This window comes from Pseudomonas sp. Fl4BN1, from assembly GCF_009908285.1.
Classification (GTDB): Bacteria; Pseudomonadota; Gammaproteobacteria; order Pseudomonadales; family Pseudomonadaceae; genus Aquipseudomonas.
Map to the genome: position 1 here is coordinate 115625 of NZ_JAAARM010000005.1, position 15644 is coordinate 131268.

A 15644-nucleotide genomic window follows, 5' to 3' on the forward strand; every position below is an offset into this window, starting at 1 on the left:
TGAACACACCCTTAACCTCGCCTGAACCAGATCGACTAGGCTGTTTTGACACTTTTTCAACCGGAGTTCCTCCTATGCGCGTGCTCTTGGCTGTCTTTCTGTTAACCCTCAGCGACCTCGGCCAGGCTGCAATCAAGACCCAGGAAATCCCCTATCGCAGTACCGATGGCACCCCGCTGATCGGCTACTACGCCTACGACGACGCCGTACAGGGTCCTCGCCCAGGCGTGGTCGTGGTCCACGAATGGTGGGGGCTCAACGATTACGCCAAGCGCCGGGCTCGGGACCTTGCCGCCCTGGGCTACAGCGCACTGGCCATCGACATGTATGGCGAAGGCAAGCACACCGAACACCCGCAAGACGCCATGGCGTTCATGCAGGCCGCACTCAAGGACAGTGCCGCCGCCAGCGCGCGCTTCGATGCCGGCCTTGAACTGCTGAGGCAACAGCCGCAGACCAACCCGCAAAAACTCGCAGCCATTGGTTACTGCTTTGGCGGCAAGGTCGTCCTCGACGCTGCCCGCCAGGGCCTCCCACTGGCCGGCGTGGTGAGTTTTCATGGTGCCCTGGTCACACAAGCACCGGCGACGCCTGGCAGTGTCAAAGCAAAAATCCTGGTGGAGCATGGCGCGCAGGACAGCATGGTCACGGCCGACAACGTCGCCACCTTCAAGGCAGAGATGGACAAGGCCGGTGCCGACTATCAATTTGTCAGCCTGGAAGGCGCCAAACACGGCTTCAGTAATCCCGATGCCGACCGCTTGAGCCATGGCGAACACGGCGGCCTGGACATCGGCTATAACAAGGCCGCCGATGAACATTCCTGGGCGGACATGCAAGCCTTCTTCAAGAAGCTGTTCGGCTGACAGCGTCTCGAACCCGTGCGTTATGGAGTTGCCGCAACGGCTCTGCGGCAACCCCTCGCGCGATGGACGACTACCCTCGATGAACGCAACCCGGCACACTAGCGACCATGAATGCTCTCCCTCCCCTACCAGCCTGCTGCACCCCACTGGACGCTTCCTGGCCATTGCCGCAAGCCTTGCCCCACACCCTTTGGCTAAGCACCCGGTTCAACCCCGGGCAGTTGACCACGGATGACTTCCAACGCAGCGGAATTGAAGCACCGCCGAGCATCCAGCGCTCGGTGGCCAAGCGCCAGACTGAATTCCTCGCCGGACGCCTGTGTGCCCGGGCCGCCTTGCGCCAGTTGCAGCAACTGGACTGGGTGCCTCCCATCGATACCGATCGGGCACCGATCTGGCCTGCGCATATCTGCGGCTCGATCACCCACAGCAGCGGGCGTGCTGCCGCCATCGTCGCCGACAAGCAACACTGGCAAGCCTTGGGGATGGACCTGGAAACACTGCTGAGCGAAGAGCGCGCAGCCAAGCTGGCAGAGCAGATTCTCACCCCCGCGGAGTTGCAACGCCGGGGCCAACTGACAGCCAAGCAGCAGGCCCTGGCGGTGACCCTGACCTTTTCGATCAAGGAAAGCCTGTTCAAGACCCTGTATCCGCTGGTGCGCAAAAGCTTCTACTTCGAACACGCCGAAGTGCTGGAGTGGAGCCCGGAAGGCCAGGTGCGGGTACGCCTGCTCACGGACTTGTCCGAGGAATGGCACCACGGACGCGAGCTACTGGGCCAATTCGCCGTCGAGGGCGATCAACTGCTAAGCCTGATCGCCATCAAGGCCTGACCCTTTCACACTCAATGGGGCTCCTGCTGTCGAGGCCAACTCAGGCTGAAGCAGGCGCCTCCAAGATTCTTGCTGTTGCTGATCAGGGCACGCCCCTCGTGCCAATGGATGATCCGCCGCACAATCGACAGCCCCAACCCATGGCCGCCGGAGGCCCGGGTCCGACTGTCATCCAGGCGCAGGAACGGCGTGAAGATCTTCTCCCAGGCGCTTTCCGGCACGCCAGGACCGTCATCTTCCACATCCACTCGGCAACGCAGTTGGCCCACCTGATAACTCACGGTCACCTGGGATCGCGCATGGCGCATGGCATTGCTCACCAGGTTCTGCAGCGCCCGGTGAAGATAGCGCGGCTCAGCCTCGACCCAGGCACCATCACACTCTGCGGCAGACAGGCACAAGCCACGCTGGACCTTGAGGTTGGCCCGCAACGGCGCCAGCTCGCTGATCACCTGGTTGATCAGGGCATCCAGGTCGATACGCTGGAAGTTCAAGGCCGGCGAGCCCTGCTCCAAGCGCGCATAGGTGAGCATCTCGTCCACCAGTCGGTCGAGATCCTGAATATCGTTATCCATGCCATCCAGGTACTTCTGCCGCGCCTGATCGGTGCTCGCCGAAGCAATCATCTCCAGACCGAAACGCAGCCGCGCCACTGGTGTGCGCAGCTCGTGGGAGACCGCCCGCACCAGTTCACGCTGGATCGCCAGCAAGCGCTGCAGGTGCTCGGCCATGCCGTTGAATGCCGCCGCCAGGCGCCCCACCGAGTCCGCACCACGGGCCGGCACCCGGGTTTCCAGGCTGCCCTTGGCAATCCGCGTGGCCGCGGATTCCAAGCCACTGAGGCGTCGCTCCAACTGACGGACCAATAGATAGACGATCAAACCGATCAGGCTCAGGCCCAACACGGTAATCAGCACCAGCCATTCGGGAGGATAAGGATTCATCTGATACAGGGGACCGATCTCCAGCACCCAGGGCGTGCCCACCAGTCCGGCGAAGACCCGGATCGAATCGCCGCCCTTGCCCAGGGCCATTACCGTATCGCCCTCGGCCACCCGCCGGCGCTGATCCTCGTCCATGTCCGCGGCGTCGAGGGTGGACAAGTGCATATCGAAACCGAAGCCCTTGGCTTCCTTCAATGCCGCCAGACGCTGCGGCTGCTCTGCCACCGGATAACGCACCAGTTCGTCAGCCAGCAGATAGATGGTGGCCCGGGCCAATTGCTCGCTGATCTGTTGCACTTCGGCACTGAGCAGCAACTGCTCCTTCTCGCTGACCAGGCGATAGACCCGAGCGGCAAATGGCCCAATCTGCTCTACCAGCGCCTGGCCGCGTAGCACCCGACCACGCTGGCTGCTGTCCAGGTCAGTCTGGCTGAACGTCTTCAAGCTCAGGGGAATCCCCAGCAGCCGCTCCCACACCGCCAGCGCCCGACGACGCTCGATCTCGCTCATCGGCTGCAGGTTATCTGCCATCAGCGAGAAGGTCCCGTGGGCCAGACGCTCGCGGTATTGCTCGCTGCGCACCTGGTTCAGCAGATGCAGGGCCAGCACCCCAAGTAACGCCACCAGAATCAGCGCGGCGCACATGCCGCCATAGATACGCAGAAAGATCGAGTTCACAGGGACATGTCGGCGGCGGCTTCAGGGACGAACAGATACCCCTTGCTGCGAATGGTCTTGATCAGTCGCGGGTGCTCGGGGTCATCACCGATCTTGGGCCGGATGCGCGAGATCCGCACATCGATGGAGCGATCTTGCCCGTCGTAGCCGATACCGCGCAGCGCGGTGAAGATTTCCTCTCGGGAAAGAATCCGCCCAGCATTCACTACCAGCAGCCACAGCAGGTCGAACTCGGCGCTGGTCAGCTCGATCCCGGCGTCGCTCAGCCACGCCTCACGCAGGGCGTTGTCCACCACCAGGGGACCGAATTGCAGGCGTCGGGTTTTCTCCGCCACAGGCTCTGTCGCTTCACTGCGGCGCAGCAAGGCCTGGATCCGCGCCAGCAACAGCCGTGGACGTACCGGCTTGCAGACATAGTCGTCGGCACCCAGGTCCAAACCCATGACCTGGTCCATATCATCGGTGCGGGCAGTGAGCATGAGGATAGGTCCGTCATAACGATCACGAACCTTGCGGCAGATGCTCAAGCCGTCCTCTCCCGGCAGCATCAAGTCGAGAATCACCAGATCCGGTTGCTCGGCAATGATCCGCGCGGCGGCCAGTGCTCCATTGCCCTCAATCGCCACCTGCAGGCCGTTGCTCTCCAGGTATTCACGGGTCAACTCAGCCAGCCGCTGGTCATCCTCGACAATCAGTACCTGCCAGGCTTCTTGCTCCATGCTCGACCTCTTTTATTGCCAGCACACCGTCGGAAAGAAGACACCCGTCTTTTTGTCATGAAAAAGGCGGATAACTTGCCATGAGAAAGGCAGATAACACCCAGTAGATCGCGGCGGATTGTAGCAACCGGCGCGGGGCTCCACACAAGCGGCTAAAACGATTCGGTCAGGACGTTTTTTTGTGATAGGGTTCGCGCCCGCAAAAATCCGCCCACGGTAATTTCTGGACGTAAAAAACAGTGACAAACGGTTGCATGCACGGGGACTGCGGGCTGCATGAGTCTTACCCGATTCATACACAATTTACGCACAGCCTTATCCACAGGCAGTACGTTGCAATCAGTCCCCAAAACGCATTATCTTGTATCCCGGCGGCTAAAAATCCCTATATCTAGGGTTTTTCACAAAATACCAAACACAAATCAGACAAGAAACTCAAGCCCTTTTCTTGCTCCTGTTTGGTGGAACCAATCGCTGATTTAGAAGACCAAGACCGCGTGTGCGGATGGCGCCGTTTTCCTCCCTACTCAGGGGAAAACGGTACGGGTGTTGCAGCAAGAGACTGTCACCCATCAGGAACAAGGTGCCGAGCACTGGCTCGACACCCATGACTTCGGCATGGAAGCGGCGCCCATAGCCCCCTTCCTGAACTGTCCCGAAGTCGTTATGCCCGGCCTCTGCCGGCTGTAGTGCTTCAGGACGGAACGGTGGGCACCTCAATGGTGCCCAAACAAACATAGAGAACGTGGAGACACCCATGCAAACCGACACAACTCGCGAGAACTCGCAGGTCAATGCGCCGCAGGCCGCCGATTCCAACCTGGATCTGTCTGCTACCGCACCTGGCCAATTGCGCGTGATCAAGCGTAACGGCACTGTCGTTGCTTACACCGATGACAAGATTACCGTCGCTATCACCAAAGCGTTCCTCGCAGTTGAAGGCGGCACCGCCGCTGCCTCGTCGCGAATCCACGACACCGTGGCGCGCCTGACCGAACAGGTCACCGCAACCTTCAAACGTCGCATGCCTTCAGGCGGCACCATCCACATCGAAGAAATCCAGGACCAGGTCGAACTGGCCCTGATGCGCGCCGGCGAACAGAAAGTCGCCCGTGACTATGTGATCTACCGTGACTCCCGAGCCAAGGAACGCGCCACCCGCTCCACCAGCGAAGAGCCGGTACAAGCCCACCCATCGATCCGCATCACCCGCGCCGATGGCAGCCTGGCGCCGCTGGACATGGGCCGCTTGAACACCATCGTCACCGAAGCCTGCGAAGGCCTGGAAGAAGTCGACGGCGACCTGATCCAACGCGAAACCCTGAAGAACCTGTACGACGGCGTGGCCCTGACCGATGTCAACACCGCCCTGGTGATGACTGCCCGTACCCTGGTTGAGCGTGAGCCGAACTATTCGTTCGTCACCGCCCGCCTGCTGATGGACACCCTGCGTGCCGAAGGCCTGGGCTTCCTCCAGGTCGCCGAAAGCGCCACTCACCACGAGATGGCCGACCTGTACGCCAAGGCACTGCCGGCCTACATCGCCAAGGGTATCGAGTTCGAATTGTTGAACCCAGTTCTGGCCACCTTCGACCTGGAAAAACTGGGCAAGGCGATCAACCACGAGCGCGACCAGCAGTTCACCTACCTGGGCCTGCAGACCCTGTACGACCGTTACTTCATCCACAAGGACGGTATCCGCTTCGAACTGCCGCAGATCTTCTTCATGCGCGTGGCCATGGGCCTGGCGATCGAAGAGAAGCACAAAGAAGACCGTGCCATCGAGTTCTACAACCTGCTGTCGTCCTTCGACTACATGTCGTCGACCCCGACCCTGTTCAACGCCGGCACCCTGCGTCCACAGCTGTCGAGCTGCTACCTGACTACCGTGCCGGACGACCTGTCGGGCATCTACCACGCAATCCACGACAACGCCATGCTGTCCAAGTTTGCTGGTGGCCTGGGTAACGACTGGACTCCGGTGCGTGCACTGGGTTCGTACATCAAGGGCACCAACGGCAAGTCCCAGGGCGTTGTACCGTTCCTGAAAGTAGTCAATGACACCGCCGTAGCGGTCAACCAGGGCGGCAAGCGCAAAGGCGCTGTATGTGCCTACCTGGAAACTTGGCACATGGACATTGAAGAGTTCATCGAGCTGCGCAAGAACACCGGTGATGACCGTCGTCGTACCCACGACATGAACACCGCCAACTGGATCCCTGACCTGTTCATGAAGCGTGTCTTCGATGACGGCCAGTGGACCCTGTTCTCGCCTTCCGAAGTGCCGGACCTGCACGACCTGACCGGCAAGGCCTTCGAAGAGCGTTACGAGTACTACGAAGCCCTGTCGCAGTACCCTGGCAAGATCAAGCTGTTCAAGACCATCCAGGCCAAAGACCTGTGGCGCAAGATGCTGTCCATGCTGTTTGAAACCGGCCACCCATGGCTGACCTTCAAAGACCCGTGCAACCTGCGTAGCCCGCAGCAGCACGTTGGCGTGGTCCACAGCTCGAACCTGTGCACCGAGATCACCTTGAACACCAACAAGGACGAGATCGCCGTTTGCAACCTGGGCTCGATCAACCTGCCGAACCACATCACCAACGGCAAGCTGGACACCGCCAAGCTGCAACGCACCGTGAACACCGCCGTGCGCATGCTCGATAACGTGATCGACATCAACTACTACTCGGTACCACAGGCGCAGAACTCCAACTTCAAGCACCGCCCGGTTGGCCTGGGCATCATGGGCTTCCAGGACGCGCTGTACCTGCAGCACATTCCTTACGGCTCGGACGCTGCGGTAGAGTTCGCCGACAAGTCCATGGAAGCGGTCAGCTACTACGCGATCCAGGCTTCTTGCGACCTGGCCGACGAGCGCGGTGCCTACGAGACATTCCAGGGCTCCTTGTGGTCCAAAGGCATCCTGCCGCTGGATTCGCAGCAGATCCTGATCGAGCAGCGTGGCCAGAAGTACATCGACGTTGACCTGAACGAATCCCTGGACTGGGCGCCAGTACGTGCCCGCGTGCAGAAAGGTATTCGTAACTCCAACATCATGGCCATCGCACCGACCGCGACTATCGCCAACATCACCGGCGTATCGCAGTCGATCGAACCGACCTACCAGAACCTGTATGTGAAATCGAACCTGTCCGGCGAATTCACCGTGATCAACCCGTACCTGGTTCGCGACCTGAAAGCCCGCGGCCTGTGGGATTCGGTGATGATCAACGACCTGAAGTACTACGACGGTTCGGTGCAGCAGATCGAGCGCATCCCGCAAGAACTCAAAGAGCTCTACGCGACTGCCTTCGAAGTGGACACCAAGTGGATCGTCGACGCCGCCAGCCGTCGCCAGAAGTGGATCGACCAGGCTCAGTCGCTGAACCTGTACATCGCCGGCGCTTCGGGCAAGAAGCTCGACGTGACCTACCGCATGGCTTGGTACCGTGGCCTGAAAACCACTTACTACCTCCGTGCCCTGGCCGCGACCAGCACCGAGAAGTCGACCATCAACACCGGCAAGCTGAACGCCGTTTCCAGCGGCGGCAACCACGGTGACGACTCGGTCTTGGCCGCTCCTGCCGGCCCCGCTCCAGTGCCGAAGGCTTGCGCCATCGACGAGCCGGATTGCGAAGCTTGCCAATAAGCTGAGCTGACAGGTGCCTGCAGGCACCTGCCACAACCCCCGATACGCCTACGGCTTATCGGGGGTTTTCTTTTGCCTGCGAAAAACCCACAGGAGTCGGCTTGCCGACGAAGAGAATCTAGGCGGCACTGCCTCCGAGGCCGCCTTCGCTGGCAAGCCAGCTCCTACAGCAGTAGATTCTGCAGGGAACAGGCACAAAAAAGCCCCTCCAGGAGGGGCTTTTCGTACAGCGCTTCAACCCACCGGCATCAGGTCATCTGGATGATGGTCTGCATGATGGTGCTCTGGGTGGAGATGGTCTTGGCGTTCGCCTGATAGTTGCTCTGGGCCTTGATCAGGTTGACCAGTTCGTTGGTCAGGTTGACGTTGGACTCTTCCAGGGAGTTGGACTGAATCGCCCCCAGGGTGCCAGTCTTCGGCGCGTCATAACCTGGAATACCGGACGAGTAGGTTTCTTTCCAGCTGGTGCCGCCAACTGGCTGCAGGCCTTGCTCATTGGTGAAGCTTGCCAGGGAGATCTGACCGATCGGCTTGGTCTGCTCGTTGCTGAAGTTGGCCAGCATGACGCCAGTGCCGTCGATGGTCAGGCTGCTGATCTGGCCGGTGGCGTAACCATTCTGCGCGATCACCGAACGGTTGCTATCACCGAACACCGAACCGGTCTTGGTCATGTCGATGCTGACACCGTTCGGCGCGGCCTTGGCACCGTTGGGGGCGAATACACCGTTGGTAACGGTACCTGGAGTCCAGGCGGCAGCAGACATGACAACGTTGTTACCGACGACGGTGAACTGGCTGCCAGTCGCCGGGGTTGGCGGAGTCACAGCCTGCAGCTTACCCGACGAGTCGAAGGTCATGGTGATCGGTGCTTGGTTGGCCATGCTGAAGGCCGAGCCATCCGGATTGCGACCATCGATCAGGGTATAGGTCTGCCAAGTGTTGGCATTCGGCGTCTTGATCATGTACTGATCCATGACGTGCTTGTTGCCCTGGGTGTCGTAGACCGGCGTGCTGAACTGCTTGGTGTAGGTGGTGTTGTCGGTCGGATTGAACACATACGCCGGAGTTGTCGCGGCAGTATTGATCGGGGTTGCGTTGGAATCCAGGTTGATGGTCGAGGAGATCGAGTCGGTCGGCTTCGGTGCGAGGTTCGAGGTATCGATCCGCAGGTCGGTCAGCACACCGTTGACGATCTTGCCGTTGGCGTCGACCGCATAGCCTTGCAGGCGAGCAGTGCCATCACTGTTGGTGATGTAGCCTTCCTTGTCGGTCTTGAAAGTACCGGCACGGGTATAAGTCAGGGAACCGTTGGTGCTCAGCACGAAGAAACCCTGGCCCTGGATACCCATGTCCAGCACGTTGCCGGTGTTGCTGATATCACCGTTGGTGAACTGCTGGGAAACGTTGGCCAGGCGCACACCGTTACCCACGACCTGAGTGCCGCTGCCCAGTTTGGTGGCCGAGTACACATCGGCGAACTCTGCACGAGATGACTTGAAACCCGTGGTCGCGACGTTGGCAATGTTGTTGCCGGTAACGTCCAACTGTTTGTTGGCAGCGTAGAGACCGCTAAGGCCGATATTGAAAGACATATTCCACTCCTTGTGCCGGTTTAGTCGGCTCTAGATACCAATGGTTTGTACTTTGGACAGGGCAATCGGGCTGCCCATACCGGCCAGGTTCAACATCAATTCACCACCGGTCTGGCTGATAGTGACGCTGTTGACCGTTGCCGGCAGGTAGGTGACCAAGTCAGTGCCCTTGCCATCAATGGTGGTACTGGCCTTGAAGGTATAATTACCCGGATCTGCCTTGGTACCGTCGGTCTTGGTGCCATCCCAGACGAAGCTGGCATTGCCGGCTTTCTGACTGCCCATGTCGATAGTCTTGACGGTGTTGCCAGCCTTGTCGGTGACGGTCACGGTGACCGAGCTCACGCTGGACGGTACGGTCACCGAGCCGGTCATGCTCTTGCTGGTATCCACCTGAGTGGTACCGGTCTGCACGATGACCGAACGGCCCACCAGGGAAGAAGCCTGCAAGGCCTGGGACGATTTGTAGTTGCCTGTGATCGAGTTCACCGAAGTATTGAGGGTAGTAATGCCCTCGAGGGTGGAGAACTGCGCCAACTGGGCAACGAACGCACTGTTGTCCTGAGGATCGAGTGGGTTCTGGTTGTTCAGCTGAGTCACCAACAGCTTGAGGAACGCATCCTTGCCCAGGGACTGCTTGCCGGTCGCACTGTTAGTGGCCGCCGCCAGGCCATCGGCGCTGGTGGTCGTGGTTTTTTTCGACGAATTGGCCAGCACATCCTTGAGGGATGGGGCGTTGGTGGTATCAGTAACGCTCATTGGATTCGCCCCTTATCACTGACCCAGGGTCAGGACCTTCTGCATCATGGTTTTGGCGGTGTTCATCATTTCCGCATTGGTCTGGAACGAACGGCTGGCGGAGATCATGTCGGCCATCTCTTCCACCACGTTGACGTTGGGGTAGTAGACATAACCCTTGGCGTCGGCGGCTGGATGATTAGGTTCGTAGCGGGCCTCAAGATTGCTCTGGTCTTCGACCACGCCCAGCACCTGTACGCCCTGGCCTGCAGCATCCTGATTCTGGAACAGCGAATCAGTGCCACCGCTCTGCGCGCCCTGGAACATGGTGGCGAATACCGGATGACGAGCGCGATAGGTCTGATCGATGCTTGACGACACGCTCTCGGCGTTGGCGATGTTACTGGCGACGGTGTTCAGACGGGTGGTCTGAGCGCTCATGCCACTACCGGCAATATTGAAAACACTGGCAAGGGACATGGATTACTCTCCGCGCAGGGCTGCAACCAGCCCTTTGAACTTACTATTAAGCAGCGTGAAGCTGGCCTGGAAATCCACTGAGTTCTGCGCATAGCTCGACTGTTCAAGCTGGGCATCCACGGTGTTCTGGTCGATCGAGGGTTGCATCGGCGTGCGATACAGCAGGGACTCATCGCCACCGCTCAAGCCTTGCGCTTCGATATGCCGGTTGTTGGTCATGTTCAACGCGAAAGCGCCGTTCTTAACCTTGTCGTTCTGCTCGGCGAGCACCGCGGAGAAGTCCAGATCCCGAGCCTTGTAGTTCGGGGTATCGGCGTTGGCGATGTTGTTGGCCAGTACTTCGGCACGCTTGGCGCGAAAGCCAAGAGCCTGTTCGTGGATACCGAGCGCTTTATCGAAGCTGATGCTCATGTCGGAAACCTTTGGGTGACCTGATTTTTCGTAACCTGGATGTAGCAAGCTGCGTGCCAAGTCCGCAAGCCCCGTAAATCAAGGGATTGCTGGCGCAGATGCCGCGGCAATGCCAGAAAAGCGGCAATGACTTTCCGCGAAACGCCGGCAAAGCGGCAATCGCTCTGCCGCTTTCAGCCTGTACAGCTCAAATGACGCGCATAAAAAAGGAGGCCCATAGGCCTCCTTTTTCATTGCGCAATCGCTGCTTACTTCGCCTGGTAGATGATCCCCGGGCTGCATTGCACCATCTGATAATGGTCTGGCAAGCCATTGAGCGCTTCGGAAGCCCCCAGAAACAGGTAACCACCCGGCTTCAGAGTACTGTGAATGCGCATCAGGATGTCCTTCTTGACCTCGGCCGAGAAGTAGATCAGCACGTTACGGCAAAATACGATATCGAACTTGCCGAGACTGGCATAACTGTCCAGCAGGTTGAACGAGCGAAATTCCACCCGACTCTTGATCGGCGCCTTGATCACCCAGCGCCCCGGCCCCTTGGGATCGAAAAAGCGCTGCAGACGCTCGGCCGACAAGCCACGACCAATCGCCAGACTGTCGTACTCGCCGGTCTTGCAGTTATTGAGCATGGTTCCGGACAGATCGGTGGCCACAACCTGCACCCCCATCTTCAACTGTCCCATGTTGCTGCGCTCGAACTCATCGATGGACATCGACAGCGAGTAGGGCTCCTGCCCCGACGAGCAGGCGGCCGACCAGATCCGCAGGCGCTGGTTGGGGCTGGCCTTGATCGCCTCGGGAAGCACCTTGTTCTTCAATACCTCGAACGGATAGGTGTCACGAAACCATAAGGTTTCGTTGGTCGTCATGGCGTCCACGACCATCTCGCGCAATCCGCTGCGAGGTTGGGTCTGGATACGCTGAACCAACTCACCCAAGGTTTTTATGCCTTGCTGTTCCATCAGTTTGTTGAGACGGCTCGAGACGAGATATTGCTTGTTTTCCCCGAGCAAAATACCACAGGCTTTTTCCAGGAAGACCCGGAACTGTTCAAAATCCAAATTACCCGTAGACAATGCTGCCGCCTCTTAAATCTATGTTCGCCAAGGGCTGGTGCCCTCAGCTATGGTCTGCTGCTTTGATCCGGTCGACTACCCGGGATGCCAGGTCATCAGGGCGGAACTTGGCAAGGAAGTCATCGGCACCGACCTTCTTCACCATCGCCTGATTGAATACGCCTGACAACGAAGTATGCAGGATGATATGCAGCTTTTGCATGCGTGGATCGTTGCGTATCTCGGCCGTGAGGGTGTAGCCGTCCATTTCAGGCATCTCGATGTCGGAAATCATCATGAGGAACTCATCTTCCGGCTTCTTGCCCTCATCCACCAACTTGCGCAGATAGTCCAGTGCCTGCCGACCATCATTCAAGGCTACCACTTCAACACCCACAGTCTGCAGGCAACGAGTGACCTGCTTGCGCGCCACCGACGAGTCGTCGACGGTTAGCACCCGCAGGGAAACTGCCTTGTGCTGGGTCTCGACATCCACCACACCGACCGAAATCGCTTCGGAAGTAGGTGCGACTTCCGCGAGCACCTTCTCCACGTCGATGATCTCGACCAGTTGGTTATCCACCCGGGTCACCGCCGTCAGGTAGTGATCACGCCCGGTACCCTTGGGCGGCGGATGAATCTCTTCCCAGTTCATATTGACGATGCGTTCCACTGAGCGCACCAGAAACCCCTGGGTCTTGGTGTTGTACTCAGTGATGATGACGAACGGATTGCTCTGATCTTTCAATCCGCCAGAGCCAGTGGCCATTGCCAGATCCAGGATCGGAATGGTCGCCCCTCGAATATTCGCGACACCGCACACCACAGGACTGGATTTGGGCATCACGGTCAGCTTGGGGCATTGCAGCACCTCGCGAACCTTGAATACGTTGATCCCGTAGAGCTGCCCCCCATCAAGACGGAAAAGCAACAGCTCCAGGCGATTCTGCCCAACCAATTGCGTGCGCTGGTTCACCGAATCCATTACACCAGCCATGCCCAGACTCCCCAAAGCTTTAAGATCCGACGCACGCTCATTACTAAACGGCACGGGGCTTGCTTTTTAACTGTTATGAACGCCAAAACGACATTTTTCCGACGCCTGACATCACACTACCGCAAATTGCTTTGCGGGTTGTCGGCGCTGTGCATTTTAAACCCTGGCAGCCCTGCCGTTGCTGACTCGCTCACCCTGCCTGATCTTCTTATCGGCGTCACTCAAGGGTTTCTTGAATTCACGGTAGAAGACTATCTGGCCACCAGTCAAACGGAAGGACGCTACGAAATCCAGGTCAACCAACTGGACCCGCGCATGCACATGCCCGCTTGCGACAAGGAATTGACAGCAAGCCTGGAAAGTCCGGCGCAGCCACTAGGACGGGTCACGGTCAAGGTACGCTGCGAAGGCGCCTCGCCCTGGACGGTGTTTGTACCGGCGCAGGTCAAACTGTTTCGCGAAGTTGTTACCAGCTCGCGCGCCCTTAAACGTACTGGAATCATCGAACCGGACGATGTGGTATTGCGTGAGCGGGATATCAGCCAGAACAATCAGGGCTACTTGACCTCGGTGGACCAAGCCATTGGGCAGAAACTTGTCCGACCAATGGTAGCCGACCAACTCATCACCCTGGCTCACCTGGAGCAGGCCGAAGTGGTGCGCAAAGGCGACCAGGTGGTGATTTCGGCACGCAGCGGCACCTTGAATGTACGAATGCCGGGCGAGGCGCTGTCCAACGGCGGCATGAGCGAGCAGATCCGGGTCAAGAACTTGAACTCGCAGCGAGTGATCAAGGCGCGCGTCACCGCCCCCGGACAAGTGGAAGTGGCTATGTAGTGACTGGCGCTAGGCCCACTCGTTCCCTAAACTGTGGTCGATAACGGGTCGCAGATACCTGCGCTGGCTTGTCGAGATTTGGCCTAAAGTTTTTCAGGGTTTGGCCGAAAACATGGCAAGCGTCCAAATACCCAGAGGTTTTCTCCATCATGGTCATCGACTTCAGCCGTTTAAACAGCTCCCCTTCACTGACAGGCAGTACGCGTACTAGCGCCAGCAAGGAAACCGGCGATGCCGGTAAATCCACGCCGCTGACGACTTCGGCCGAGACCAGCAAAAGCGGAGAATCAGTACACCTCAGCAATGAGGCTCAACAGTTGCAGAAAATCACTGACAAGCTGCGCGATCAGCCTGCTGTCGACAAAGCCCGGGTGGCCGAGTTGAAGCAAGCCATTGCCGATGGCAGCTATAAGGTCGATAGCAACCGTATAGCCAGCAAACTGCTTAATTTCGAAGCCCTGCGCTAGCCACAGGCTTGCGCTAGGCTTTTGGACGCTTAACCCCCAAGGCCAGCCATGCACGACACCAATCTACTGCAACTGATCAACGATGACTTTGCTCCAGCTCAACACTTGCTGGAGCTGCTGAAAGCCGAATCCGTAGCCCTGCACGGCCGCGACATGCCGCTGTTGGAAAATATTCTGGCGCAGAAGCAAGCCCTGGTCATTTTGCTGGAACAGCATGGCCGCAAACGCACAGAGATCCTCGCGAGCCTGAACCTGCCGACCAATCGAGCCGGCCTCGAGCAACTGGCCAGCCACTCAAGCCTGGGTGAGCAACTGCTTGAGCAGGGCAATCTCCTTACCCAACTGCTGGCCGACTGCCAAGCCACCAACGAGCTCAACGGTCGATCGATCCAGATTCAGCAAGCCACCACCGCCAACCAGTTGAAAATCCTCAATGGCGGCGAACCTCCAGCCCTCTATGACGCCCGCGGCTCTACCTCAATGCTTGCGAAGCCCCGCCCACTCAGTCAGGCTTAAGCCCCAAAAATGAGCGCGCGCTACCAAGCCGTGAAACATGCTGGCAAAATGCCAGCTCATGCGTGTTGTTGTATTTTGTCTGGAGATTGATGAACCGTGTTCAACGCCTCAAACGCGGAAGATGCTCCGCAGCCACCTAAGGTGCTCACCACTGCGTTGGAAATTTCCTCCAACCTGCGGTTGCTGCAAGAGAGCCATGACCCACTGATCATCACTTTCCACGAGCGTAGCCAGCGCTTCCAAAGCTATCTGGTGGAAGTCGACCGCGAGAGCAACATGATTGCCCTCGACGAGATGATTCCCCGCGACGGCGAACGCTTCATGTTGGCGGGCGAGCCATTTCGCGTTGAAGGCTTCCATGAGGGTGTACGCATTGCCTGGGAAAGCAACGGCCTGCCAACCCTGGATGAATCCAACGGCGGCCGCTGCTACCATACCGCGCTGCCGGACGAAGTGGTTTACCACCAACGTCGAAACGCCTTCCGTGCCGCACTGAAGTTGGCACAACTGGTGGATATCGAACTTAGCGGCGAGAAACTAAAATCGCCCCTCAACGGCAAACTGCTGGACATTTCCGCCACCGGTTGCAAGTTGCGCTTCGACGGCGACATTTCCTCGCACCTGCAACTGGGCCAGGTCTATGAGCGCTTTATCGCAGCCCTGCCCTTCGGCAGCATGACCGCTCCAGTTGAATTGCGTTACCTGCACCATGAGGAACGCATCAACACGACCTTTGCCGGTGTGCGCTTTCATAACATGAGCGGCCTGGTACAGCGTCAGGTCGAGCGCTTCGTCTATCAACTGCAGCGCGAAGCGCGGCGCTTCGATAAAGACGACATCTAATCACCAGGCATCAATG

15 protein-coding genes are annotated in these 15644 nt (G+C 58.6%); 7 read left to right on the plus strand and 8 right to left on the minus strand.

The features are described from left to right. The first annotated feature begins 74 nt into the window (after positions 1–74). Together GV818_RS07655 and GV818_RS07660 are read left to right on the plus strand one after the other, a co-directional pair. Positions 75–866: a dienelactone hydrolase family protein gene (locus GV818_RS07655; protein WP_161776268.1), complete on the plus strand. Its 792-nt coding sequence runs from the start codon at positions 75–77 to the stop codon at positions 864–866. A gap of 107 nt (positions 867–973) precedes the next feature. Further along, a complete protein-coding gene (locus GV818_RS07660) occupies positions 974–1699 on the plus strand; it encodes a 4'-phosphopantetheinyl transferase family protein (RefSeq protein ID WP_161776270.1) in 726 nt (241 codons plus the stop codon). Positions 1700–1710: 11 nt separating this feature from the next. Here the strand turns inward: GV818_RS07660 and GV818_RS07665 are convergent, their stop codons facing one another. Beyond that, positions 1711–3321 carry an ATP-binding protein gene (locus GV818_RS07665; RefSeq protein WP_161776272.1) on the minus strand — a complete coding sequence of 537 codons (1611 nt, stop codon included), beginning with the start codon at positions 3319–3321 and terminating at the stop codon, positions 1711–1713. Further along, positions 3318–4040, minus strand: a complete 723-nt coding sequence (locus tag GV818_RS07670; RefSeq protein WP_161776274.1) for a response regulator — start codon at positions 4038–4040, stop codon at positions 3318–3320. Before GV818_RS07670 ends, GV818_RS07665 begins: the two co-directional genes overlap by 4 nt. 757 nt (positions 4041–4797) lie before the next feature. Here GV818_RS07670 and GV818_RS07675 point away from each other — a divergent pair. Next, complete coding sequence (locus GV818_RS07675; RefSeq protein ID WP_161755983.1) at positions 4798–7692, plus strand: ribonucleoside-diphosphate reductase subunit alpha; 2895 nt, start codon at positions 4798–4800, stop codon at positions 7690–7692. A gap of 248 nt (positions 7693–7940) precedes the next feature. Here GV818_RS07675 and flgE read toward each other — a convergent pair whose 3' ends face one another. From flgE to GV818_RS07705, 6 genes are all read right to left on the minus strand, one after another. Beyond that, on the minus strand, positions 7941–9284 hold the full coding sequence (gene flgE, locus GV818_RS07680) for a flagellar hook protein FlgE (protein WP_161755984.1): 1344 nt from the start codon (positions 9282–9284) through the stop codon (positions 7941–7943). 30 nt (positions 9285–9314) lie between these two features. Continuing rightward, complete coding sequence (flgD, locus tag GV818_RS07685; RefSeq protein WP_161755985.1) at positions 9315–10043, minus strand: flagellar hook assembly protein FlgD; 729 nt, start codon at positions 10041–10043, stop codon at positions 9315–9317. A 15-nt stretch (positions 10044–10058) separates the two neighbouring features. Next, entirely contained in the window at positions 10059–10502 is a 444-nt protein-coding gene (flgC, locus tag GV818_RS07690; protein WP_161755986.1) for a flagellar basal body rod protein FlgC, read from the minus strand. 3 nt (positions 10503–10505) lie between these two features. Next, complete coding sequence (gene flgB, locus GV818_RS07695; RefSeq protein WP_161755987.1) at positions 10506–10913, minus strand: flagellar basal body rod protein FlgB; 408 nt, start codon at positions 10911–10913, stop codon at positions 10506–10508. 248 nt (positions 10914–11161) lie between these two features. After that, positions 11162–11989: a protein-glutamate O-methyltransferase CheR gene (gene cheR, locus GV818_RS07700; protein ID WP_161755988.1), complete on the minus strand. Its 828-nt coding sequence runs from the start codon at positions 11987–11989 to the stop codon at positions 11162–11164. 43 nt (positions 11990–12032) lie between these two features. Further along, positions 12033–12965, minus strand: coding sequence for a chemotaxis protein CheV (locus GV818_RS07705; RefSeq protein ID WP_161755989.1), 933 nt, complete (start codon positions 12963–12965; stop codon positions 12033–12035). 75 nt (positions 12966–13040) lie between these two features. Between GV818_RS07705 and flgA the strand changes: the two genes are divergently transcribed. The 4 genes from flgA to GV818_RS07725 all read left to right on the plus strand — a co-directional run bounded on the left by flgA (position 13041) and on the right by GV818_RS07725 (position 15628). Then, positions 13041–13802 (plus strand): flagellar basal body P-ring formation chaperone FlgA, encoded by a 762-nt coding sequence (gene flgA, locus GV818_RS07710; protein WP_161755990.1) that lies wholly within the window; start codon positions 13041–13043, stop codon positions 13800–13802. A 149-nt stretch (positions 13803–13951) separates the two neighbouring features. Beyond that, a complete protein-coding gene (gene flgM, locus GV818_RS07715; protein ID WP_161755991.1) occupies positions 13952–14269 on the plus strand; it encodes a flagellar biosynthesis anti-sigma factor FlgM in 318 nt (105 codons plus the stop codon). A 48-nt stretch (positions 14270–14317) separates the two neighbouring features. Beyond that, entirely contained in the window at positions 14318–14785 is a 468-nt protein-coding gene (locus tag GV818_RS07720; RefSeq protein ID WP_161755992.1) for a flagella synthesis protein FlgN, read from the plus strand. A 96-nt stretch (positions 14786–14881) separates the two neighbouring features. After that, complete coding sequence (locus tag GV818_RS07725) at positions 14882–15628, plus strand: flagellar brake protein (protein ID WP_161755993.1); 747 nt, start codon at positions 14882–14884, stop codon at positions 15626–15628. The last annotated feature ends 16 nt before the right edge of the window (positions 15629–15644 follow it).

Bases quoted from the DNA above. Each gene is read 5' to 3' on its own strand.
- GV818_RS07655 (WP_161776268.1), top strand. From the start codon at position 75: ATGCGCGTGCTCTTGGCTGTCTTTCTGTTAACCCTCAGCGACCTCGGC.
- GV818_RS07660 (WP_161776270.1), top strand. From the start codon at position 974: ATGAATGCTCTCCCTCCCCTACCAGCCTGCTGCACCCCACTGGACGCT.
- GV818_RS07670 (WP_161776274.1), bottom strand. From the start codon at position 4,040: ATGGAGCAAGAAGCCTGGCAGGTACTGATTGTCGAGGATGACCAGCGG.
- GV818_RS07675 (WP_161755983.1), top strand. From the start codon at position 4,798: ATGCAAACCGACACAACTCGCGAGAACTCGCAGGTCAATGCGCCGCAG.
- flgE (WP_161755984.1), bottom strand. From the start codon at position 9,284: ATGTCTTTCAATATCGGCCTTAGCGGTCTCTACGCTGCCAACAAACAG.
- flgD (WP_161755985.1), bottom strand. From the start codon at position 10,043: ATGAGCGTTACTGATACCACCAACGCCCCATCCCTCAAGGATGTGCTG.
- flgC (WP_161755986.1), bottom strand. From the start codon at position 10,502: ATGTCCCTTGCCAGTGTTTTCAATATTGCCGGTAGTGGCATGAGCGCT.
- flgB (WP_161755987.1), bottom strand. From the start codon at position 10,913: ATGAGCATCAGCTTCGATAAAGCGCTCGGTATCCACGAACAGGCTCTT.
- GV818_RS07705 (WP_161755989.1), bottom strand. From the start codon at position 12,965: ATGGCTGGTGTAATGGATTCGGTGAACCAGCGCACGCAATTGGTTGGG.
- flgA (WP_161755990.1), top strand. From the start codon at position 13,041: ATGAACGCCAAAACGACATTTTTCCGACGCCTGACATCACACTACCGC.
- flgM (WP_161755991.1), top strand. From the start codon at position 13,952: ATGGTCATCGACTTCAGCCGTTTAAACAGCTCCCCTTCACTGACAGGC.
- GV818_RS07720 (WP_161755992.1), top strand. From the start codon at position 14,318: ATGCACGACACCAATCTACTGCAACTGATCAACGATGACTTTGCTCCA.